The following is a 19,494-nucleotide window of genomic DNA, read 5'->3' on the forward strand; positions in this document are numbered from 1 at the left end:
CCACACCTCGACCCTGGGGGCCCCGCCCGGGCCCGGGTGGTGTTTACCAAACCCCCTCAATCGATTTTCGGAAAGCACGATGCGCAGATTCAAAGTGTTAGAGCGTACTTTGTGCGTCCAAGTGGACGCACGTCGCTCTAATTGTGCGGGAAGCTACTCCGTAAGGCCGCTGCTTGCCAGACCGCGCGAGATGAACCCGCGCTGCTGGCCCGAATCTATGGGCGTTTCATCAAGATCCGACTTGTCCCGCTTCCCAGCCAAGGATGGCGCGTTTGCGGGTCAGGCCCCAGTGGTAACCGGTGAGCGCGCCAGACTTGCCGAGAGCCCGGTGACACGGCACCACGAAGGACATCGGATTGGCGCCGACCGCGGCCCCCACCGCTCGGCTGGCGCTCGGCGCGCCGATGCCGGCGGCGATCGAGGAATAGGTGCAGGCCTTGCCCATCGGGATGCGCAGCAGGGCCTCCCAGACGCGGACCTGGAAGTCGGTGCCGATCATGACGACGCGCAGCGGCTGGTCGGCGCGCCACAGCGCCGGATCGAAGATGCGCGCGGCATAGGGCGCCGTCGCGGCTATGTCCTCGACATAGTTTGCGTTCGGCCAGCGGCCGGACATGTCGGCAAAGGCCGCACGCTCGCCGCCGGCATCGCTGAAGGCGAGGCCGGCAAGGCCGCGGTCGGTGACCATGATCAGGGCGATGCCGAAGGGCGAGATATGATAGCCGTAGCGGATCGTCAGCCCGGCGCCGCGCGTCTTGTAGTCGCCCGGCGACATCGCCTCATGGGTGACGAAAAGGTCGTGCAACCGGCCGGGGCCTGACATGCCGACCTCGAAAGAAGCCTCGAGCAGCGGCATGCCGGAATCGAGCAGTTTGCGTGCATGGTCGAGCGTGACCGCCTGGAGGAAGGCCTTGGGCGACAGGCCGGCCCAGCGTGTGAAGAGCTTCTGCAGGCCGGTCGGCGTCTCGCCGACTTCCTCGGCCAGTATTTCGAGCGACGGCTGGTCACGGTAGTCAAGGCTGATCTTCTCGATCGCGCGCCGAACAACTTCGTAGTCACCGCCTTCGGGTGTGATGTCTTTCTTCAGAATAGCTGTCTGTGCGATCATCGGACTATCTCCTTGACCGTGAATATCGTCCTTCGCGGCTGCGATCACCACCCGAAACTTGCCTTCTCGTCATGTGCACCCAGATAGATCTGGCTTCGAGGAAGGAGCCGACGATGGCTGGCGAGAAGGTGCATCTCACCAAGGAGAAGGAGACGCTGCTGATTACCATTTATGGCAAGGCACTGGAGAGCCGGTTGCCTCAATCGCTGCTGAAAGATCATTTTGCGGACGAGGCGGTTCGCCGCATCGACTATGATTTCTCGCGGCTGAAGGTCGACGACAATCTCGGCGTCGGCTTGGCGATCAGGGCCAAGACGCTGGATGACTGGGTTTCGGCCTTTCTGGCCAGGAATCCCGAAGCGATCGTGCTGCATCTCGGCTGCGGGCTCGACACGCGGATATTCCGCATCGATCCACCATCCCGCGTGGATTGGTTCGATATCGACTATCCCGAAGTCATCGAGCTCAGGCGCAAACTCTATCCGCCGCGCGACCATTACCGCCTGATCGCGTCGTCAGTCACCGAGCCTGGCTGGCTGGACGAAGTGCCTGGCGATCGTCCGGCCATGGTCGTGGCGGAAGGGCTCACTCCCTACCTTGCCGCTGACGAGGGTCCAAGACTGTTTTCGCGGCTTGTGTCGCATCTTTCGAGCGGCGAATTGGTTTTCGACGCCTATAGCCGCTTTGGCTTGAAGATCATTCGCCTCAATCGATCCTTCCGCGCGACTGGCGCCGAGGTCCATTGGAGCATCGAGGATCCGCACGAACTGGAGCAAAAGGTGCCCGGCCTGCAACTGGTCGAGGACCTTTCGGCCTACCGGCCGGAACACGCCGCCCGTATGAGCTGGGTCGCGAGGCTGCTCATCCGGCTTTGGAGCTATATTCCGCCGCTGCGCAAGATCGGCAGGATGTTGCGGTATCGATTCTGAAATAACTTCCCCTCTGCGCTTCGCGCCTCGTTGCTCGATAAGGAACTTAATGCGAATTTGTCGGAAAGATGGATCTATAGAAATGAAGCAAGATGCACGGGCAGCAGCGGCCTTTTTTCTGGCCCTCCAATAGCGGTTGCAGTCGAGATTCTTCGAGAATTGTGCATCGTCGTTTTTCACAATGGGTTGAGTGAAAGTCTTGTTTTAGCGGGCCAATTTTGGGCGGTATTGAGATCGCAACCATTTTTGCATGGTCTTTTGCAATACTGTTTGGGGTCCCACTCTACATTCTTCTGAGATGGCTTAGAATTTTCTCGACGTGGGTAACGATAGGGTTCGCTGCCGCGATAGGAGCGTGGTTCAATATTTTTCCGGAATTCTTGCCCAAAAATGAGACGACCAACTTCTGGATAACAGGGTGCCGAATCATAGCGAATGGCACGCGCACTTTATGTGGGTATTGGGAGCTGGCATCGGACGTGCTGTCTACCGCGACCTTGGGCGCGGTGGCTGGTCTGATTTTTTGGCTTATCTACGCTGGCGGCTGGAAGCGGCCAGTCATCTAAACCTAGCGCGCTTTGGCGGTCGCCAGGGCGCGCGAAAAGGCTGACGCAAAGCTCTCGCGGTCGTCGGGATTGAGGAAGCCGCCGATCGGCACGTTCTGGCCTTGTGCTTCCACCGTCATCCTGGTGATGCCGATCTCGGCGTGGCGGGCGACCGAAAAACGCGCCCAGAACGGATTGAAGCGATGCGCTTCCGATTTGCCTGATGGCGTGGTCTTGCGGATGTCGAGGCTGGTCCGTGAGACCGACACCTCCTCGCGGGCGCGGGCGGCACGATAATTGGCGCGAAAGGCGATGTAGACGGCGATGACGTCGAGACCGAGGAAGCCGAACACCGGCCAGGCGCCGCGCGACAGGAAAAACGCTCCTGTCACCAACGAGCCGAACAGCAGAGCGCCCATCAGGATGGCAAAGCCGGTTTTGCCCAGCGACCGATGCGGTATCAGCAACGCCTGGAAGAATGGCTCGTCGGCCTGAAATGAGGCGTTTGTGTCGCTCATGACGGGATATTATAGGAAGGGGATGACGAGCCCCAAGCCCAAAAATTCCTCTACACCCGAAAATGAACCGCCCCCCGGCCGACGCGACGGCTCGAACGCCAAGCCGCGTGCCCGGCCGGTGCGGTCCCATTCGCGCTACAGCCCGGCCGAGGTGCACGAGATTTTCCGACGCTTTTCCGTTCAGCGGCCCGAGCCGAAGGGCGAGCTCGAACACATCAACGCCTTCACGCTGCTGGTGGCTGTGGTGCTTTCGGCACAGGCGACCGATGTCGGCGTCAACAAGGCAACGCGGGCGCTGTTCAAGGTCGCCGACACCCCGCAAAAGATGCTGGCGCTCGGCGAGGCCAAGGTCGGCGACTATATCCGCACCGTCGGGCTTTGGCGCAACAAGGCCAAGAACGTCATTGCGCTGTCGGAAGCGTTGATCCGCGACCATGGCGGCGACGTGCCCGACGACCGCGATCAATTGGTCAAGCTGCCGGGCGTCGGGCGCAAGACCGCCAATGTCGTGCTTAATATGGCCTTCGGCCAGCACACGATGGCGGTCGACACGCATATCTTCCGCATCGGCAACCGGCTGGGACTGGCGCCCGGCAAGACGCCGGAACAGGTCGAGCAGGGGCTGTTGAGGATCATTCCGGACGAATATATGCGCCACGCGCATCATTGGCTGATCCTGCATGGCCGCTACGTCTGCAAGGCGCGCAAACCGGATTGTCCGGTCTGTGTCATCGCCGACATCTGCAAGGCCGAGGAGAAGACGAATGATATTCCGGCGCCGCTGGTCGAAATTGCGCCGCTCGAACCCGTAGGCGAAATTCAGTAGCCGTAGCCGCGCGCCATCGCCGCGGCGAAGACCGGGATCAGCAGGAAGATGAAGGCTTCGGCGCGGACATAAGTTCGAACGGATGCAAGTTGCGCCGCCGGCACTTGAAAACCGGGGTTGGCCGAGGCCTGCCTGTTCCAGGAAACAAAGCGGACCGTCGGAATGATCGACAGCAGGCCGACGATGACGAAGGCCGCCATCTTTGCCCAGAACACCCAGTTGTAGACGTAGAATTCCCAGCCCTTCAGGCCGTAGATGACGCGGCCGATGCCGACGATGATGATCAGCATGGCGAGGATGCCGTAATGGCGATCGATGCCGACAAGCCGCCGGAGCGTCGCGGCGGGCAGATCGCCGCGGATCAGGACAAATTCGGCGCCGATGATGCCCGCCAATGAAAACACCAGCAGATGATGAAAGATGGCAAGCAGAAGATCGGTGGTATCCATGCCCTTTTCCCTCCGTCGGACGGCACAGCGGATGCTGAATCAGCTGCTGGTGAAAAGTAGCACCGCTGGGCAGGATTCACATTGGGCTGGAAGATGATCTGCACAGGCTTTGGCTCTTGTCTGGTGCAGGCGATTTGGATCTCTGTCGCGTATCGCTGTCCCCCAAAACCGCCGAGCACCCCCGGTCAAATCCAAGGGCAGGCTACTAAGCACAGGCAAATTTACGCAACCGAGGCACGACACATGATCAATCCACAGGCGCTTGTCGCTCCCGTCATTGAAACGCCGCGCACCGTGCTGCGGCCACACCAGCTCGATGATTTCGACGCCTATGTCGCCATGTGGGCCGATCCGGCCGTCACACGCTTCATCGGCGGCAAGCCGCGCACGCGGGAGGAAAGCTGGATGCGCTTCCTGCGTCATGCCGGCCTGTGGTCGCTGCTGGGCTATGGCTTTTGGGCGATCGAGGACAAGGCGACCGGCCGCTTCATCGGCGAAGCCGGCTTTCACGATTTGAAGCGCAACATCGTGCCGTCGATCGAAGGCGTTCCGGAAGCCGGTTGGGCGCTGGTCCCGAGCGCCCATGGCCAAGGCTTCGCCAGCGAAGTCGTCGGACGGGTTCTCGCCTGGGGCGACGACGCATTCGGGCGCGCAAGGACTGTCTGCATCATCGATCCGGAAAACACCGCTTCGCTGAGCGTCGCGGCCAAATGCGGCTACAGCGAAGTGTTGCGGACCACCTATCACGACGATGCGACGATCCTGCTGGAACGGCAGCCTTGAGGGTTGCGGCCTGTCATCCTGTGGTTCCGATCGGGCCGAATCGAGGCTTTCTAGGCCTGCCGCTTCAGCACCGGGCCTTCCGCTTTGGCTTTTAGGGCCGCCTGTTCGAGCATCGAGGCGTCTTCGCCGAAAGCGCGGGTGGCGCGCGCGGCCGCCTCGATCAGCGGATTTTTCATGCGCTGCAGAAAGGCCGCGTCGACGCGCGTGCTCGGGCCTGACAGCGTCAACGCACCGAGCAAGGTGTGCCCCGGCCCGAACACTGGTGCCGAAACGCCCGCTGTCTCGGGGTCGCGATCGCCGACCGACAAACAATGGTAGGTTTTGCGGATCGTCTCGTAAGGCTCGCCCTGCTGACCGGAAAACGCCGCAAGCACGCGGCCGCCCGTACCGGCCAGCAACGGCAGCACGTCGCCTTCCCGTATGGTGTAGCGGATGGGATGCTTGGACTCGACACGATAGAGGCAGGTGCGCACGTCGCCCGAGCGGACATAGAAAGCGACGCTTTCCCAGCTTCGCTCGGCCAGATCGCGCATGATCGGCAGCAGGATGTCGATCGCCACGACCGAACGCTGGTATAGGGCACCCAGCCGGAAGGTGGCAGGGCCGACACGGTAGCGGCCGTCGTCGAGACGCTCCAGCAGCTGCCCGCGCAATAATGAGTTCGCCAGCCTCAGGATCGTGCTCTTGTAGAGGCCGGTCCGCGCCGCGATTTCGGCCAGGCTGAGCGACCGGTCGGCGGTAGCGAAAGCATCGAGGATGGCGATCGCACGGTCGAGCGCGGCAACACCGTTGGTCGACGCAGGCTTGGATTGTGTTACGGTCATCTGCTTGACCACGTCGTTCCGTTCCCAGTTGGACAGAAGGGCCGATCGGAACAACTATGCCGCGTGCAGACAGTTCTGTCCAGTAGAATGCCGTTCCTGTTGACAGAACAAGACAAAGGCTGCATGAATTTTTGTCGAGCGGGTCTGAATTCAGGCTACGTTGCTGGCAGGCACCAGAGGAGGTGTCGTGATTGGAGGAATCCCATGCTGAACAGACGCAGATTTTTAATGAGCACCGCCGCTGCCGGCGCCGCCGGTTTCGCAGCGTTGCATCTCTCGCCCGCTTTTGCGCAGGATGCGCCGCAGATCCAGATCTTCGTGCCGGCAGCGCCCGGCGGCGGCTGGGATCAGACGGCGCGCACGATGGATCAGGTGCTGCGCAGTGAGAAGCTGATCTCCGGTTCGCAGATCACCAATGTCGGCGGCGCCGGCGGCACAGTCGGCCTGCCGCAATTCATCAGCCAGTGGAACGGCAAGGGCAATTCGCTGATGGTTGCCGGCATGGTCATGGTTGGCGCCATTATCGCCAACAAATCGGCCAACAATCTCACCGAAGTCACGCCGATCGCCCGCCTCACCGGCGAATTCGAGGCGCTTGTGGTGCCAGCGGCCTCGCCGTTCAAGACCGCAGCGGATTTCGTCGCCGCCCTCAAGGCCGATCCGACCAAGGTTCCGGTGGCTGGCGGTTCTGCCGGCGGCTCGGACCACATATTGTTCGGCCTTATCGCGAAGACGGCCGGTGTTCCGGCAGCCAACCTCTCCTACGTGCCGTTCGCTGGCGGCGGCGAGGCACTGTCGGCGCTTCTTGGCAACCAGGTCGCGGCCGGCATCTCCGGCTATGGCGAGTTCTCCGAACAGGTCAAGGCAGGCGCGCTTCGGCTGCTTGCCATTTCTGCGGACAAGCGCCAGGAAGGCATCGATGCACCGACGCTGAAGGAAGCCGGCATCGATGTCGAACTGTTCAACTGGCGCGGCGTCTTCGCACCGCCGGGCGTTTCCGACGCCGACAAGGCGGCGATGATCACGCTGGTCGAGACCATGGCCAAAAGTGATGCCTGGGCCACCGAATGCAAAAACCGCAACTGGACGCAAATCCTGCTCACCGGCGACGACTATGCGAAATTTCTCGCCGAAGACACGACCCGGATCGCAGCCATCCTCAAGGACCTCGGCCTTGCCTGATGTCCTCGGACAGGGGCGGTCTGCACTGCCCCTTTCCGATGTTCGCCAGCCGCATGGACATACGATCCAGCGCGAGTGAAACTGCGGTGAGGTCGGCTGTGGGAGACCGGCCAATCCAGGGAGGACGATCATGAGCACCAGCGACCAGCAGGCGGCGCGGCCGCGCCTTGCCATGCCCGAATTGCTGATCGGCATCGGGCTTCTCGCCTGCGCCGGCGCAGTAGCCTGGCAGACGCTGTCGATCCCGGTGTCGCCGCTCTACTCCAAGGTCGGCCCGACCGTCTTCCCCTACATCACCATGTTCGGCATGACGATCCTTTCCCTCCTGTTGATCGTCGCCGCGCTGCGGGGCGGCTGGCAACCGGAAGAGGAAAAGGAAACGCCGACCGACTGGAAGGCCATGGGCATCGTCGCCGTCGGACTGGTCGCGAACCTTGTTCTGATCCAGCCGCTTGGCTTCACCGCAGCCTCGGTGATCATGTTCGTTCTCATCTGCCACGGGTTTGGCAGCAGACACCCGTTGCGTGACGTGCTGCTCGGCCTGATCCTGGCGCTTGCCGCCTATTTCGGCTTCGCCAGGGCGCTCGGCGTCAATATCGGCGCCGGCTTCATCGAGAACCAGCTGAACACCGGTCTCGATTCGATTATCCGTATGTTGAGAGGCTGAAGCCATGGAAACGCTCAGCCATCTCGCGCACGGATTCTCGGTCGCTTTTACGCCGGTCAATCTCATGTGGTGCCTGGTCGGCACGACGCTGGGGACAGCGATCGGCGTGCTGCCCGGCCTCGGACCGGCGCTGACCATCGCGCTGCTTTTGCCGATCACCTACCAGGTGGCGCCAGAAGCGTCCTTCATCCTGTTTGCCGGCATCTATTACGGGGCCATGTATGGCGGTTCGACGACATCGATCCTGCTCAACACGCCGGGCGAAAGTGCAACCATCGTCACTGCGCTGGAAGGCAACAGGATGGCCCGTTCCGGCCGCGGCGGCGCGGCACTCGCCACTTCGGCGATCGGCTCGTTCGTCGCCGGCACACTCGGCACGCTGGGCGTCGCTTTCCTGGCCCCGGTGGTGGTCAAATTCGCGCTGTCTTTCGGCCCGGCCGAATATTTTTCGCTGATGGTGCTGGCCTTCATCACGGTTTCGGCGGTGCTCGGCTCGTCGTCGGTGCGCGGCCTGACCAGCCTGTTCGTCGGCTTCGTCATCGGCATGATCGGCGTCGACCTGCAGACCGGGCAGCCGCGCTTCACCTTTGGCATGAGCCAATTGCTCGACGGCGTCGACGTGATCGTCGTCGCCGTCGGCCTCTTTGCAGTCGGCGAGACGTTCTACATGGCCTCGCGCCGCTATGCCGGCAAGGACGAGATCGTGCCGCTGAAGGGCTCGCTCTACATGACGGCGGCCGAATGGGCACGCTCGTGGAAGGCTTGGCTGCGCGGCGCCCTGCTCGGCTTCCCAATCGGCGCCCTGCCGGCCGGCGGCGCCGAAATCCCGACCTTCCTGTCCTATGCGATCGAGAAGAAGCTCTCCAAACACAAGGAGGAGTTCGGGACGGTCGGCGCCATCGAAGGCGTTGCCGGACCGGAAGCCGCCAACAACGCATCGGCTGCCGGCGTGCTGGTGCCGATGCTGACGCTCGGCCTGCCGACCTCGGCGACGGCCGCGATCATGCTGTCGGCCTTCCAGAGCTATGGCATCAATCCCGGGCCGATGCTGTTCATGACGCAGGCCAATCTGGTCTGGGGGCTGATCGCCAGCCTGTTCATCGCCAATATCATCCTCGTCATTCTCAACCTGCCGCTAATCGGGTTGTGGGTGCGGCTGCTGAAAATCCCGGCGCCGCAGCTCTATGCCGGCATCCTGGTGTTCGCTACGGTCGGCACCTACGGTATTTCGCAGTCACCGACCGACCTCGTCATCCTCTATCTGCTCGGCGGGGCCGGATTCCTGATGCGGCGCTTCGATTTCCCGACGGCGCCGGTCATCATCGGCATGATCCTCTGGCCGCTCGCCGAAACGCAGTTCCGCCGCGCGATGACCATCTCGAACGGCGACTGGTCGGTGTTCTACAAGCATCCGCTGTCGCTGACGCTGCTGACGCTGGCGTTCATCGGGCTGATTGGGCCACATATCTACGCTTACATCGAACGCAGGCGCCTGCGCGGACCGGAGCATGTGCCGGGCGATGCCTGACCTGTCTGTAACATGATGACCGATCTGCTGAGCGGTATCCGCGTCCTCGACCTGACCAATGTTCTGGCTGGCCCCTACTGCGCCTATCAGCTGGCGCTGCTCGGGGCCGATGTGATCAAGGTCGAGGCGCCGCAAGGCGGCGACCTGGCGCGCCAGCTCGGCGGTTCGCCGGAACTCAACAGCACTGGCATGGGCGCTTCGTTCCTGGCGCAGAACGCCGGCAAACGATCGGTGGTGCTCGATCTCAAGAAAGAGGCCGATCGCGAACGCTTCCTCGATCTGGTCGCCTCCGCCGACGCGCTGGTCGAGAATTTTCGCCCCGGCGTAATGGACCGGCTGGGACTCGGCTATGCCAAGCTGAAAGAGGTCCGCCCCAGCCTTGTCTATTGCGCGATTTCGGGCTTCGGCCAGACCGGGCCGATGCGCGACAATCCTGCCTACGACCAGATCATCCAAGGACTTTCAGGCATCATGAGCATCACCGGCACGCCGGAAACCGCGCCGCTGCGTGTCGGTTATCCGGTCGCCGACACGCTGGGCGGGCTGGTCGGGGCGTTCGCCATCGCCGCGGCACTCGTGAAGCAGAAGACGACAGGCGAGGGCGCCTTCCTCGACGTGTCGATGCTCGAATGCACGCTTTCCGCGCTGGGCTGGCCGGTCTCCAACTATCTGACGGCTGACGTCGAGCCGCAGCCCATGGGCAATGAGAACATGACGGCTGCACCTTCCGGTACGTTTCGCACCGGCGACGGTCTGCTCAACATCGCCGCCAACAAGCAGGAGCAGTTCGTGTCGCTCTGCCGGCTGGTCGGGCTGCCGGAGCTGGCCTCGGACCCGCGCTTTGCCGAGCGCGAGACGCGCAAGCGCAATCGCATCGCCTTGAAGGCACTGATCGAGGATGCCCTGGCGAACAGCTCGGCCGCGGCCTGGGAGGAGACGCTCAATCGCGCAGGCGTGCCGGCGGGCAGGGTGCTGACGATCCCGCAGGTGCTGGCGGAGCAGCAAGTGATCGAGCGCGACATGACCACCCGTTTCGATGGCATGCCGAAGATGGACCGGCCGCTGACCGTCGTGCGCGGCGGGTTCATGGTCGATGGTGCGGCACCCTTGCCGACCAAGCCGCCGCCGGCGCTGGGCGAGCATATGGACGAGGTGTTTGCCGATCTGCCGCCGCGCGTCAAGAAAAGAGCGCAGGCATGAGCGACGCGAGAACATGAGCAACGTTGGGAAAAAAACCGGCCGCGAGCGCGGCGAGGAATGGTGGCAGACCGATATCATCGAAATGCGCCCCGGCATGATCCGGTTGCGCGGCTATGAGATTCAGGACCTGATCGGCCGCGTCAGCTTTCCGGCGATGATCTGGTTGATGCTGCGCGGCGAACTGCCTGGTGAGGAGCAGGCGGCGCTGCTCGGCATCGCGCTGGGGGCGGCCGTCGACCACGGGCCGCAGGCACCGTCGATCGCCATTGCCCGCATGGCGGCTACCTGCGGCGTCGGCATCAACAGTGCCATGGCCTCAGCCATCAATGTGCTTGGCGACGTGCATGGCGGCGCCGGTGAACAGGCGCTTGCCTTCTACGGCGACATCGCCGCGGCACTGGACGCAGGCGTGACGCTTGCCGATGCCGTCGCGGCGCGGCTCGATCGTTTCTTCGCCGAGGAAAAATCCTATGTGCCAGGGCTCGGGCACCGCTTCCACCCGGTCGATCCGCGGGCGCCGCGCCTCATCGAGCTGACCCGCGATTTTGCCGCGCGCGGCGTCGTCAGCGGACGTTTCGCCGACATCGCCGAGGCTGTTGAGGCCGAGGTCGCGCGGCGCAAGGGCAAGAAGATCCCGCTCAACATCGACGGCGCCACCGCCGTCATCTATGGCGAGCTCGGCTTTCCGCCGCCGCTGACACGCGGCCTTTTCGTGCTCTCGCGCTCGGTCGGCATATTGGCGCATGCGTGGGAACAGTCGCAACAGAGCGACCGCAACAAGGGACCACTGCCGCGCGAGTGGTTGTGGGCCTATACCGGCACGCCGGTGCGGCCTTTCCCTCAGAGAGAGGACGACTCCAAATGAGGCCTTGGTTCAAGTTCGCCAGCGGGCGCTGGTTGGGGAACTTTCAAGTTCTTCAGCAGCGTTGAAAGATCGGGCTCGTCGATAAGCGCTGCAGCGTCTTCCGGCGTCAGCCATGCCCGCTGCCGCCTTTTGGCTTCCTGCCAGTTGGCCAGTTCCTCGGTCACCGCCAGCAGATAGACGGTGACGTCGACGCGGACGAAGCGGTTCGTCAGCCGCTTCCAGTAGGAATAGGTGCCGGCCGGCTGCTTCAGAGTTTTGCCGAGGACGCCGGCTTCCTCCTGCGCTTCGATAGTGGCTGCCTTGCGCCCACTCTTGCCCTTCATCGGCCAGCCCTTGGGCACGATAAAGCGCCTTGTCGATGTCGAGGTGACCAGCATCATCTCGACGTCGCCACGCTCGCCCAGCCGAAAAGGAATAGCCGCGACCTGACGGATTCGCTCGCCCTTCCTTGCCTTGCGTACGACCTTCTTCTTGGTGACTGCCATTCCCGATGATCCAATCAGGGCAGTGCCCAAGCATAAAGGCACGTTGCGAAATCAAAACCGTTTTGATGCTGCTTCAAGCACAGCGGCGTTCAAGCATATGAGTCGGCTAAAAGTGCCGGCTCATCATCGGCAGGTCCTGATAAAACGGCTGCCCGAGCGCTGCAACTGGCAAGTGGGCGCCATCTGCGGCACATCTGGCCGTTGCGGCACGACCACGCGATCCTGGGCACGGAACTGCTGTTGCTGCTGCTGATATTGCTGCCGCCGCAGCCTGTTCTCCAGCATTTGCAATTCGCCTTGCCGGACCAGCGGCGCGTTGCGGTTGGCGGGAGTGACGTTCTGCGCGGAGACAGCCGCGTCCGACAGCATCGCTGTTGCCAGGGTTGCTGACATCAAGATCGTCGACAGGCGAAGCGGCGACATCCATCCATTCCCGCGCGAAACTGAGCCTCCAATCATATAGGGCGTTTGTCTGGTGATGCCATGGTTAAAGCCTCGCCGAAGCGGAATTCGCGGGTTGAGCTGCCGAACTCAATGCCCGTCGACCCCATGCGCGCCGGGCAAGGGGATAAATCTCGAGATCGACGACAGGAAATTGGAGAGCATCCTGCAGTTCAGCACTTGTTAGGTCGTCGGTTGCCTGGTGCCTGTGGCATTCAACGCGAAAATCACGCCGCTGCTCAAGGCCGCCACCATTTTTGAAAATCAATGCGATTGCGGTCGACACAGGCAGCTTTCCCATCTCATTGACCGGCTTCAGAGGCGCGCTTTCTCGAATCGCGGACCTTTCGGCGGACTGACTCCAGTTCCTCCGTAGCATCTGACGGCTCAAAAAACCGCCCCGCGATCCATTAAGATTTGCCTGTTATCTGGCATACATGAAGCACTTCGCCCTGCGGCTCTTTACCGGTTGCATAGCCATTGCCGGTGGAATCTATTTCCGCGATTTTTGGAGGTCTGATTTCGGGCCGCCAACATTCATTTTTTTGGTCTGTCTGGGCGTGACGCTGGTGATGAGCTGGCGAGGTAAAGGCAAATCTTGGTCGCTCTTGCCCGGGCTTATCTTTGGTATGGCAACCGCCATCACTCTGACCATCACCTATTTCGTAAATCTTTATGCAGGGGTGGCCACCTTAATTGTGCTCCTGGTTTTGGGCCGCAAGTCAGGTTTTTTGGATTGGTGGGTGGCTAAACAGTAGTTGAGATGCAAGACCAATCTGCGGATTAAACCGAGTCCACTTCGCGCAGACGATATCCGACGCCGGTTTCGGTGGTGATGTAACGGGGCTGGTCGGGCGTTTTCTCGATTTTTTGCCTGAGCTGCCGCACATAGACCCTGAGATACTGCACGTCGGTCGAATCGCCCCAGACCTGCTTCAAAAGAAACTGGTGGGTGAGAACCTTGCCCGCGTACTGCACGAGGATGCGCAGGATGTCGTATTCCTTCGGCGAGAGCTTTATCTCCCTGCCCTCGATCATGACGATGCGCTTCACCAGATCGACCGTGAGATCGCCGGTCTGGAAGACCGGCTTCTCGCCTTGCTGCTGGAACTTGTGGCGGAGCGCCACGCGGATGCGCGCGACAAGCTCGTTCATGCCGAAAGGCTTGGTGAGGTAGTCGTCGGCGCCGAGTTCAAGCGCCGAGACGATGCCGGCCTCGTCGGTACGGCTGGAAAGGATGACCACGGGAACATCCAGGCCGTCGTCCCGCCATTTGCGCAGCAATTCGTGGCCGCCCATGCCGGGCAGGCCGAGATCGAGCAGGATCAGGTCCGGCTTCTCCGTCTCCATCAGTTCGATCGCCGTCTTGGCATTCGGCGCCTCGCTGATCGCATAGCCCTGGCTGCCCAGGCCGACGCGGAGCAGCTTGCGGATCGGCGGTTCGTCATCCACGACCAGTATCCTGACATTGGAGTTCGTCATGGCAAGTCATCCATGTCGGGGTCGTCCACATGTTGGTCTGCCGGCACCGGCATCCTGATGGTGAAAACCGCACCCGAGCGGTCGGTCCTGTTGGCCGCCGAAATCGTCCCACCCATCGCCTCGATGAAGCCACGGCAGATCGAGAGCCCGAGCCCGGTGCCGGCACGGACCTGGTCGCCCTTGCGCACCCGGTGGAACGTGTCGAAAATGCGCTCCAGATCCGTTGGCGGAATGCCCGGTCCCTCATCCATGATCTGCAGGATGACGGAACCATTGTCGGCCCAGCCCTGCAGGCGGATCGTCGAAGCTGGCGGCGCATATTTGGCGGCGTTGTCGAGGAGGTTGAACAGCGCTTGCTCGAACAGGACGGGGTCGAGCCTCAACATCGGCAGATCCGTGGGAATGTCCATTTCGGTCTTGTGTTCGCCGATGATTTTCCTGGCCCGCTGCAAGGCGGTGCCGACAATGTCGCCGACATAGTGGAATGCGTAGTTCGGCTCCATCGCACCGGATTCGATCTTGGTCATGTCGAGCAAATTGGCGATGAAGCGGTTCAGCCGTTCCGATTCGTCGAGCACGGTCGACAGCAGCTCCGCCCGGTCCGCTTCGGGAAGCGCCGGCGCAAATTCCCGCAAGGTGCCGGCGGCGCCCATGATGGCGGCAAGCGGCGTTTTCAGGTCATGGGAAATCGAGGTCAGCAGCGCCGAGCGCAGGCGGTCCGCCTCGGCCTCGAGCTTGGCCCGCTCGACGTCGGCGACAAGCTGGATGCGCTCGATGGCCACCGCCGCCTGATCGGTGAGGGCGTCGAGCAGGCGCTTCTGCTCGGGCGTCAGCAACGGGCCTTGCTTGTCGTTGTCGAGGCCGACGACGCCGACGGCGGTGCGCCCCGTCCGCAACGGCAGATACAGGCGTCTTGCTCCGGGAAGCGTGTCGGCGCCGCGGCCCGCGGGGCGATCGTGCTCCCAGGCCCAACGGGCGGCCGCGATGTCGGCCTCGGCCAGCGTGTCGTCAGGCGGATAGCCGGCCTTGACGGTGATCGAGCCGTTCTCCGGCAAGAGCAGCACGACGCGCAATTTCAGCATAGAGGCAATCTGGAAGGCAGTCGCCCAGAGCACGTCGTCAAGCGTGCCAGCGCCGGCGAGCTTCTTCGAGAAGAGATAGATATCTTCCGTGGCGCGTGCCCGCGAGCGGGCAGCAACCGCCTGACGCTGCACGCTCGCTGTCAGATTGCTGGCAATGACCGCAACAACCAGGAAGACAGCCAGCGCAACGATGCTCTCCGGATCCTGGATCGTCAGCGTGTAACGTGGTTCCAGGAAGAAATAGTTGAAGGCAATGGCGCTGATGAGGCAGGCATACAAAGCTGGCCAGAGACCGCCGGTCACCGCCGATGTCAGGACCGCGATGAGAAAGATGATCGCCAGATTGCGGACGTCGAGAAACTGGTCGAGAAGGACGGCGAAGGCGAGCGAGCCAACAACATAGGCCGTGGCCTTGAGATAGGGCCAGATTTCGAATTGCCACTGCTCGTCCGCTGCCTTGACGGTCCTCGACGTCGCCTCGGCGTTGCGGTCGTTTCCCGAAATGACATGGACGCTGATGTCGCCGGCATTGCGGATGAGATCATAGGTGAGCGAGCCTTCGATCAATTCCCGCCAGCGCGATCGGGTCGGCCTGCCGATCACGATATGGGTGAAGTTGTTCGCGGTCGCATGGCGAACGATGTCCTGCGCGACGTTCTGACCTGGAATGGTCGTTACCTCGGCGCCGAGCTGCTCGGCAAGGCGCAGCAGAGTCGCTAGCCGATCCTTGTCCTCCTCGGACATCCCGGCTGAACGAGGGGTGTCGACATGAAGCGCCGTCCAGGAGGCGCGGAGCCGGTCGGCCAATCTCCGCGCATAGCGGACACGGGCCGCCCCGCCCGGACGCGCGTCGACGCAGACGAGAACCCTTTCCCCCGCCGCCCAGGGCCCGGGTATGGCGTGGGCCTGCATGTGGATCAGCAACTGCTCGTCGACGCGCTGGGCGGTGCGGCGGAGCGCCAGTTCCCTGAGCGCCGTCAGATTGCCCGGCGAGAAATAGTTCTCGATGGCGCGCTGGGCGGTGCTGGGAATATAGACCTTGCCTTCCTCGAGCCGCTTGATCAGGTCGTCGGGAGTGAGATCGATGATCTCGATGTCGTCGGCCTGGTCGATGATGGAGTCTGGAACCGTCTCGCGCACCCTGACGCGCGTGATCTGCGCCACGACATCGTTCAGGCTTTCGACATGCTGGATGTTGAGCGTCGTGTAGACGTCGATACCGTGCGACAGGATTTCCTGAACGTCGAGATAGCGCTTCGGATGGCGGCTGCCCGGCGCGTTGGTGTGGGCAAGCTCGTCGACGAGGACCAGCGCCGGACGCCGGGCAAGGATGGCATCGAGGTCCATTTCCTCGAGGATGCGCCCCTTGTAGTCGACCTGGCGACGGGGAATCACCTCATAGCCGTCGACCAGCACCTGGGTTTCCTTGCGGCCGTGCGTTTCGACGACGCCGATCACCACGTCCACCCGGTCGGCCAATCTTGCACGGCCCGACATCAGCATTTCATAGGTCTTGCCGACACCGGGTGCTGCGCCCAGGAATATCCGCAGACGACCTCGCGCCTCCCGCTCCGCATGATCAAGCAGCGCGTCGGGTGAGGGTCTGGTTTCGTTGCGGCTGTCGTCCGGCATCAAAATCGATCATGAATGGCGTCGGGGATGGTGTCGATCCCCGGACCACCATTCATTGCTTGGTGGCCTCGTCCAGCGCCAGGTTGAGCGCCAGCACATTGACCACCGGCTCTCCCATGAAGCCGAGTTCGCGCTCCTCGACATGGCTGTCGACAAGGGCTTTAACCCTGGCTTCATCAACGCCCCTGGCCCTGGCCACCCTGGCGACCTGGAAATAGGCGGCCTCGGGGCTGATATGCGGATCGAGGCCGCTGCCTGAAGTCGTGACCAGATCGATCGGCACCGGCTGGTTCGGATTTTCCGCTTCCAGCCTGTCGGCATCGCTCTTGACGCGGTCGATCAGCTTGGCGTTGGTCGGCCCGAGGTTCGAGCCGCTCGAAGCGGCGGCGTCGTAGCCGTCGCCCGCAGCCGACGGCCGGCCATGGAAATAGCGCTCGCTGGCAAAAGCCTGGCCGATCAGTTCGGAGCCGACGACCTTGCCGTCCCTCTCGATCAGGCTGCCATTGGCTTGGCGCGGGAACAAGGCCTGGGCGATGCCGGTCATGCCGATCGGATAGATCAGGCCGGTAAGGATGGTGAAGAAAACGATCATGGTGATCGCGGGTCTGATTTGCTTGAGCATGGACTTAATTCCCTTATGCGAGGCCAAGCGCGGTGATGGCCATGTCGATCGCCTTGATGCCGACGAAGGGGACAATGATGCCGCCGAGGCCGTAGACAACAAGGTTGCGGCTGAGCAGCGCGCCCGCGCCGATCGCGCGATATCTGACGCCTCTCAGCGATAGCGGGATCAGCGCGATGATGATCAGTGCGTTGAAGATGATGGCCGAGAGAATGGCGCTCTGCGGCGTTGCCAGATGCATGATGTTTAGCGCCTGCAGCGGACCTGATGTCTGCCCCGGCGCGATGTAGAAGACGGCGAATATGGCCGGGATGATGGCAAAATACTTGGCCACGTCGTTGGCGATGGAGAAGGTCGTCAGCGAGCCGCGCGTCATCAGCAGCGCCTTGCCGATTTCCACGATCTCGATCAGCTTGGTCGGATCGCTGTCGAGGTCGACCATATTGCCGGCTTCGCGTGCGGCGACCGTGCCGGTGTTCATCGCAACGCCGACATCGGCCTGCGCAAGGGCGGGCGCATCATTGGTACCGTCGCCGCACATGGCGACGAGCTTGCCCTTGGCCTGTTCGTCGCGGATGAGCTTCAGCTTGTCCTCGGGCGTCGCCTGGGCAAGAAAATCGTCGACGCCGGCCTCCGCCGCGATCGCCGCCGCCGTCATCGGATTGTCGCCGGTGATCATCACCGTGCGGATCCCCATTTTGCGCAGTTCGGCAAAGCGTTCCCTGATGCCGCCCTTGACGATGTCCTTGAGATGGACGACGCCGAGCAAGCGTCCGTCGCGCTCGACCGCCAGCGGCGTGCCGCCGGATTTGGCGACGTCATCGGCGATCGCCTGCAGGTCGCGGACGGTGTCGCTGCTGGGGCGCGTACCATGCGTGGCGACGGTCGACTGATTGACGTGGGCGAGCACCGAATCGACCGCGCCCTTGCGAACCGAAGAGCCATCGATGTCGACGCCGCTCATGCGCGTTTGCGCGGTGAAGGGCACGAAAGCGGCATGCAGTGTTGCCATGTCGCGGGCGCGGATGGCGTATTTCTCCTTCGCCAGCACGACGATCGAGCGGCCTTCCGGCGTTTCATCGGCAAGCGAGGCCAACTGTGCAGCGTCGGCCAACTCCTGCTCGGTGACGCCCTTGACCGGGCGGAATGCCGTCGCCTGGCGATTGCCGAGCGTGATCGTGCCGGTCTTGTCGAGCAGCAGCGTGTCGACGTCGCCAGCCGCCTCGACGGCGCGGCCCGACATCGCCAGCACGTTGAACCGCACCAGGCGATCCATGCCGGCGATGCCGATGGCCGAAAGCAGCGCCCCGATCGTCGTCGGGATCAAGGTAACGAACAGGGCGACCAGAACGGTCACCGAAATGGTGCCGCCCGAATAGGAGGCGAAACTCGGGATCGTCGCCGTCGCCAGCACGAAGATCAGCGTCATGCCGACGAGCAGGATGTTGAGCGCGATCTCGTTGGGCGTCTTCTGGCGCTCGGCGCCTTCGACCAGCGAGATCATGCGGTCGAGGAACGTATGGCCGGAGGCCGCGGTGATGCGCACGCGGATCCAGTCGGACAATACCTGCGTGCCGCCGGTCACCGCCGAACGGTCGCCGCCGGATTCACGGATCACCGGAGCAGATTCGCCGGTGATCGCCGCCTCGTTGACCGAAGCGACGCCTTCGATCACCTCGCCGTCCGATGGAATGATGTCGCCAGCCTCGACGAGCACCACGTCGCCGACCTTCAGGCTGGTGCCGGGTACCAGCTTGAACTTGGTGCGGTCGTCGCCGCTCAACAGCTTGGCCTCGGCCTCGGTGCGCGCCTTGCGCAGTGAATCGGCCTGCGCCTTGCCTCGGCCTTCGGCGACCGCTTCGGCGAAGTTGGCGAAAAGCACCGTGAACCACAGCCAGATGATGATCTGCAGCGAGAAGCCGAGATCGCCGCCACCCGTGACAAGATCCTTGACGAACAGGACTGACGTGAGCGCCGAGACGACAGCGACGACGAACATCACCGGATTGCGCATCAAGGTGCGCGGGTTCAGTTTCCTGAAGGCGCCGTCGATGGCGGGCAGCAGGATGCTGGCATCCATGATAACAGCGGATTTGGACTGGCTCATTTAGTGGCTTCCAGTATCGATGGTGTTGGACGGCACCGCTCGATCGGATGCCGAAAGTAGGTGCGGAAGCCCGGAGGCCAGCAGCCAGATCGCGATCATGACGGCCGCAATGGCGAAGAACGTGGACATGGTCGGGAAAGGAGGCGGGGTTGCTCCCTTTTGATCGGCTCGATGTCGAATCTTGCGGCGGATGGTTTCGAACCAGGACATGACATTGAT

The 19,494-nt window shown here is 62.6% G+C and carries 20 protein-coding genes; 9 read left to right on the forward strand and 11 right to left on the reverse strand.

Annotated features, from left to right (window positions below; translation table 11 throughout):
• Positions 1-229: 229 nt before the first annotated feature.
• Positions 230-1,108, reverse strand: a complete 879-nt coding sequence (locus tag AC0L14_RS31645; RefSeq protein WP_473751847.1) for a methylated-DNA--[protein]-cysteine S-methyltransferase — start codon at positions 1,106-1,108, stop codon at positions 230-232.
• A 113-nt stretch (positions 1,109-1,221) separates the two neighbouring features.
• Here AC0L14_RS31645 and AC0L14_RS31650 point away from each other — a divergent pair, with 113 nt between their 5' ends.
• Positions 1,222-2,037, forward strand: coding sequence for a class I SAM-dependent methyltransferase (locus tag AC0L14_RS31650; RefSeq protein WP_473488032.1), 816 nt, complete (start codon positions 1,222-1,224; stop codon positions 2,035-2,037).
• 568 nt (positions 2,038-2,605) lie between these two features.
• Here the strand turns inward: AC0L14_RS31650 and AC0L14_RS31655 are convergent.
• Positions 2,606-3,100: a DUF2244 domain-containing protein gene (locus AC0L14_RS31655; RefSeq protein ID WP_473527311.1), complete on the reverse strand. Its 495-nt coding sequence runs from the start codon at positions 3,098-3,100 to the stop codon at positions 2,606-2,608.
• 22 nt (positions 3,101-3,122) lie between these two features.
• On the opposite strand from AC0L14_RS31655, the gene nth reads away from it, so the two are divergent.
• On the forward strand, positions 3,123-3,926 hold the full coding sequence (gene nth, locus AC0L14_RS31660) for an endonuclease III (protein ID WP_473751849.1): 804 nt from the start codon (positions 3,123-3,125) through the stop codon (positions 3,924-3,926).
• Here the strand turns inward: nth and AC0L14_RS31665 are convergent.
• Positions 3,920-4,375: a DUF2214 family protein gene (locus tag AC0L14_RS31665; protein ID WP_473751851.1), complete on the reverse strand. Its 456-nt coding sequence runs from the start codon at positions 4,373-4,375 to the stop codon at positions 3,920-3,922. The two genes, nth and AC0L14_RS31665, sit on opposite strands and share 7 nt — an antisense overlap.
• 243 nt (positions 4,376-4,618) lie before the next feature.
• Between AC0L14_RS31665 and AC0L14_RS31670 the strand changes: the two genes are divergently transcribed.
• The gene (locus AC0L14_RS31670; protein ID WP_473751853.1) at positions 4,619-5,158 is read left to right on the forward strand and encodes a GNAT family N-acetyltransferase; all 540 of its coding nucleotides are present in this window, start codon (positions 4,619-4,621) and stop codon (positions 5,156-5,158) included.
• Between the two features lie 50 nt (positions 5,159-5,208).
• Here the strand turns inward: AC0L14_RS31670 and AC0L14_RS31675 are convergent, their stop codons facing one another.
• Entirely contained in the window at positions 5,209-5,982 is a 774-nt protein-coding gene (locus tag AC0L14_RS31675; protein ID WP_095496906.1) for an IclR family transcriptional regulator, read from the reverse strand.
• Positions 5,983-6,186: 204 nt separating this feature from the next.
• Here AC0L14_RS31675 and AC0L14_RS31680 point away from each other — a divergent pair, with 204 nt between their 5' ends.
• From AC0L14_RS31680 to AC0L14_RS31700, 5 genes are all read left to right on the forward strand, one after another.
• The gene (locus tag AC0L14_RS31680) at positions 6,187-7,164 is read left to right on the forward strand and encodes a Bug family tripartite tricarboxylate transporter substrate binding protein (protein ID WP_095496841.1); all 978 of its coding nucleotides are present in this window, start codon (positions 6,187-6,189) and stop codon (positions 7,162-7,164) included.
• A 130-nt stretch (positions 7,165-7,294) separates the two neighbouring features.
• On the forward strand, positions 7,295-7,831 hold the full coding sequence (locus AC0L14_RS31685; protein ID WP_473751855.1) for a tripartite tricarboxylate transporter TctB family protein: 537 nt from the start codon (positions 7,295-7,297) through the stop codon (positions 7,829-7,831).
• Between the two features lie 4 nt (positions 7,832-7,835).
• The gene (locus AC0L14_RS31690) at positions 7,836-9,359 is read left to right on the forward strand and encodes a tripartite tricarboxylate transporter permease (RefSeq protein ID WP_473751857.1); all 1,524 of its coding nucleotides are present in this window, start codon (positions 7,836-7,838) and stop codon (positions 9,357-9,359) included.
• Between the two features lie 15 nt (positions 9,360-9,374).
• Positions 9,375-10,559, forward strand: a complete 1,185-nt coding sequence (locus tag AC0L14_RS31695) for a CaiB/BaiF CoA transferase family protein (protein ID WP_473751878.1) — start codon at positions 9,375-9,377, stop codon at positions 10,557-10,559.
• A gap of 13 nt (positions 10,560-10,572) precedes the next feature.
• Entirely contained in the window at positions 10,573-11,424 is an 852-nt protein-coding gene (locus AC0L14_RS31700; RefSeq protein WP_473751859.1) for a citryl-CoA lyase, read from the forward strand.
• Here the strand turns inward: AC0L14_RS31700 and AC0L14_RS31705 are convergent.
• Complete coding sequence (locus AC0L14_RS31705) at positions 11,400-11,909, reverse strand: NUDIX hydrolase (RefSeq protein WP_473751861.1); 510 nt, start codon at positions 11,907-11,909, stop codon at positions 11,400-11,402. The genes AC0L14_RS31700 and AC0L14_RS31705 overlap by 25 nt on opposite strands.
• 123 nt (positions 11,910-12,032) lie before the next feature.
• Entirely contained in the window at positions 12,033-12,332 is a 300-nt protein-coding gene (locus AC0L14_RS31710) for a hypothetical protein (RefSeq protein WP_473527306.1), read from the reverse strand.
• 455 nt (positions 12,333-12,787) lie between these two features.
• Here AC0L14_RS31710 and AC0L14_RS31715 point away from each other — a divergent pair, with 455 nt between their 5' ends.
• The gene (locus AC0L14_RS31715) at positions 12,788-13,108 is read left to right on the forward strand and encodes a hypothetical protein (protein WP_473751863.1); all 321 of its coding nucleotides are present in this window, start codon (positions 12,788-12,790) and stop codon (positions 13,106-13,108) included.
• A 25-nt stretch (positions 13,109-13,133) separates the two neighbouring features.
• On the opposite strand, the gene AC0L14_RS31720 is transcribed toward AC0L14_RS31715, so the two are convergent.
• The 5 genes from AC0L14_RS31720 to AC0L14_RS31740 are packed head-to-tail and all read right to left on the reverse strand — an operon-like array spanning position 13,134 to position 19,485.
• Positions 13,134-13,832 carry a response regulator transcription factor gene (locus AC0L14_RS31720; RefSeq protein WP_473751865.1) on the reverse strand — a complete coding sequence of 233 codons (699 nt, stop codon included), beginning with the start codon at positions 13,830-13,832 and terminating at the stop codon, positions 13,134-13,136.
• The gene (locus AC0L14_RS31725; RefSeq protein ID WP_473751867.1) at positions 13,829-16,546 is read right to left on the reverse strand and encodes a DUF4118 domain-containing protein; all 2,718 of its coding nucleotides are present in this window, start codon (positions 16,544-16,546) and stop codon (positions 13,829-13,831) included. The genes AC0L14_RS31720 and AC0L14_RS31725 overlap by 4 nt, the downstream gene beginning before the upstream one ends.
• A 52-nt stretch (positions 16,547-16,598) precedes the next feature.
• On the reverse strand, positions 16,599-17,168 hold the full coding sequence (gene kdpC, locus AC0L14_RS31730; RefSeq protein WP_473527303.1) for a potassium-transporting ATPase subunit KdpC: 570 nt from the start codon (positions 17,166-17,168) through the stop codon (positions 16,599-16,601).
• Between the two features lie 13 nt (positions 17,169-17,181).
• Positions 17,182-19,275, reverse strand: a complete 2,094-nt coding sequence (gene kdpB, locus AC0L14_RS31735) for a potassium-transporting ATPase subunit KdpB (protein WP_473527302.1) — start codon at positions 19,273-19,275, stop codon at positions 17,182-17,184.
• Complete coding sequence (locus AC0L14_RS31740; protein WP_473527301.1) at positions 19,276-19,485, reverse strand: hypothetical protein; 210 nt, start codon at positions 19,483-19,485, stop codon at positions 19,276-19,278.
• Positions 19,486-19,494 lie beyond the last annotated feature (9 nt).

Source organism: Mesorhizobium sp. WSM4841 (assembly GCF_055811515.1).

Bases quoted from the DNA above. Each gene is read 5' to 3' on its own strand.
- AC0L14_RS31710 (WP_473527306.1), bottom strand. From the start codon at position 12,332: ATGTCGCCGCTTCGCCTGTCGACGATCTTGATGTCAGCAACCCTGGCA.
- AC0L14_RS31645 (WP_473751847.1), bottom strand. From the start codon at position 1,108: ATGATCGCACAGACAGCTATTCTGAAGAAAGACATCACACCCGAAGGC.
- AC0L14_RS31685 (WP_473751855.1), top strand. From the start codon at position 7,295: ATGAGCACCAGCGACCAGCAGGCGGCGCGGCCGCGCCTTGCCATGCCC.
- AC0L14_RS31650 (WP_473488032.1), top strand. From the start codon at position 1,222: ATGGCTGGCGAGAAGGTGCATCTCACCAAGGAGAAGGAGACGCTGCTG.
- AC0L14_RS31670 (WP_473751853.1), top strand. From the start codon at position 4,619: ATGATCAATCCACAGGCGCTTGTCGCTCCCGTCATTGAAACGCCGCGC.
- AC0L14_RS31695 (WP_473751878.1), top strand. From the start codon at position 9,375: ATGACCGATCTGCTGAGCGGTATCCGCGTCCTCGACCTGACCAATGTT.
- AC0L14_RS31655 (WP_473527311.1), bottom strand. From the start codon at position 3,100: ATGAGCGACACAAACGCCTCATTTCAGGCCGACGAGCCATTCTTCCAG.
- AC0L14_RS31690 (WP_473751857.1), top strand. From the start codon at position 7,836: ATGGAAACGCTCAGCCATCTCGCGCACGGATTCTCGGTCGCTTTTACG.
- AC0L14_RS31720 (WP_473751865.1), bottom strand. From the start codon at position 13,832: ATGACGAACTCCAATGTCAGGATACTGGTCGTGGATGACGAACCGCCG.
- kdpB (WP_473527302.1), bottom strand. From the start codon at position 19,275: ATGAGCCAGTCCAAATCCGCTGTTATCATGGATGCCAGCATCCTGCTG.
- AC0L14_RS31680 (WP_095496841.1), top strand. From the start codon at position 6,187: ATGCTGAACAGACGCAGATTTTTAATGAGCACCGCCGCTGCCGGCGCC.
- AC0L14_RS31725 (WP_473751867.1), bottom strand. From the start codon at position 16,546: ATGCCGGACGACAGCCGCAACGAAACCAGACCCTCACCCGACGCGCTG.
- AC0L14_RS31700 (WP_473751859.1), top strand. From the start codon at position 10,573: ATGAGCAACGTTGGGAAAAAAACCGGCCGCGAGCGCGGCGAGGAATGG.
- AC0L14_RS31740 (WP_473527301.1), bottom strand. From the start codon at position 19,485: ATGTCCTGGTTCGAAACCATCCGCCGCAAGATTCGACATCGAGCCGAT.
- kdpC (WP_473527303.1), bottom strand. From the start codon at position 17,168: ATGCTCAAGCAAATCAGACCCGCGATCACCATGATCGTTTTCTTCACC.
- AC0L14_RS31675 (WP_095496906.1), bottom strand. From the start codon at position 5,982: ATGACCGTAACACAATCCAAGCCTGCGTCGACCAACGGTGTTGCCGCG.
- nth (WP_473751849.1), top strand. From the start codon at position 3,123: ATGACGAGCCCCAAGCCCAAAAATTCCTCTACACCCGAAAATGAACCG.
- AC0L14_RS31715 (WP_473751863.1), top strand. From the start codon at position 12,788: ATGAAGCACTTCGCCCTGCGGCTCTTTACCGGTTGCATAGCCATTGCC.
- AC0L14_RS31705 (WP_473751861.1), bottom strand. From the start codon at position 11,909: ATGGCAGTCACCAAGAAGAAGGTCGTACGCAAGGCAAGGAAGGGCGAG.
- AC0L14_RS31665 (WP_473751851.1), bottom strand. From the start codon at position 4,375: ATGGATACCACCGATCTTCTGCTTGCCATCTTTCATCATCTGCTGGTG.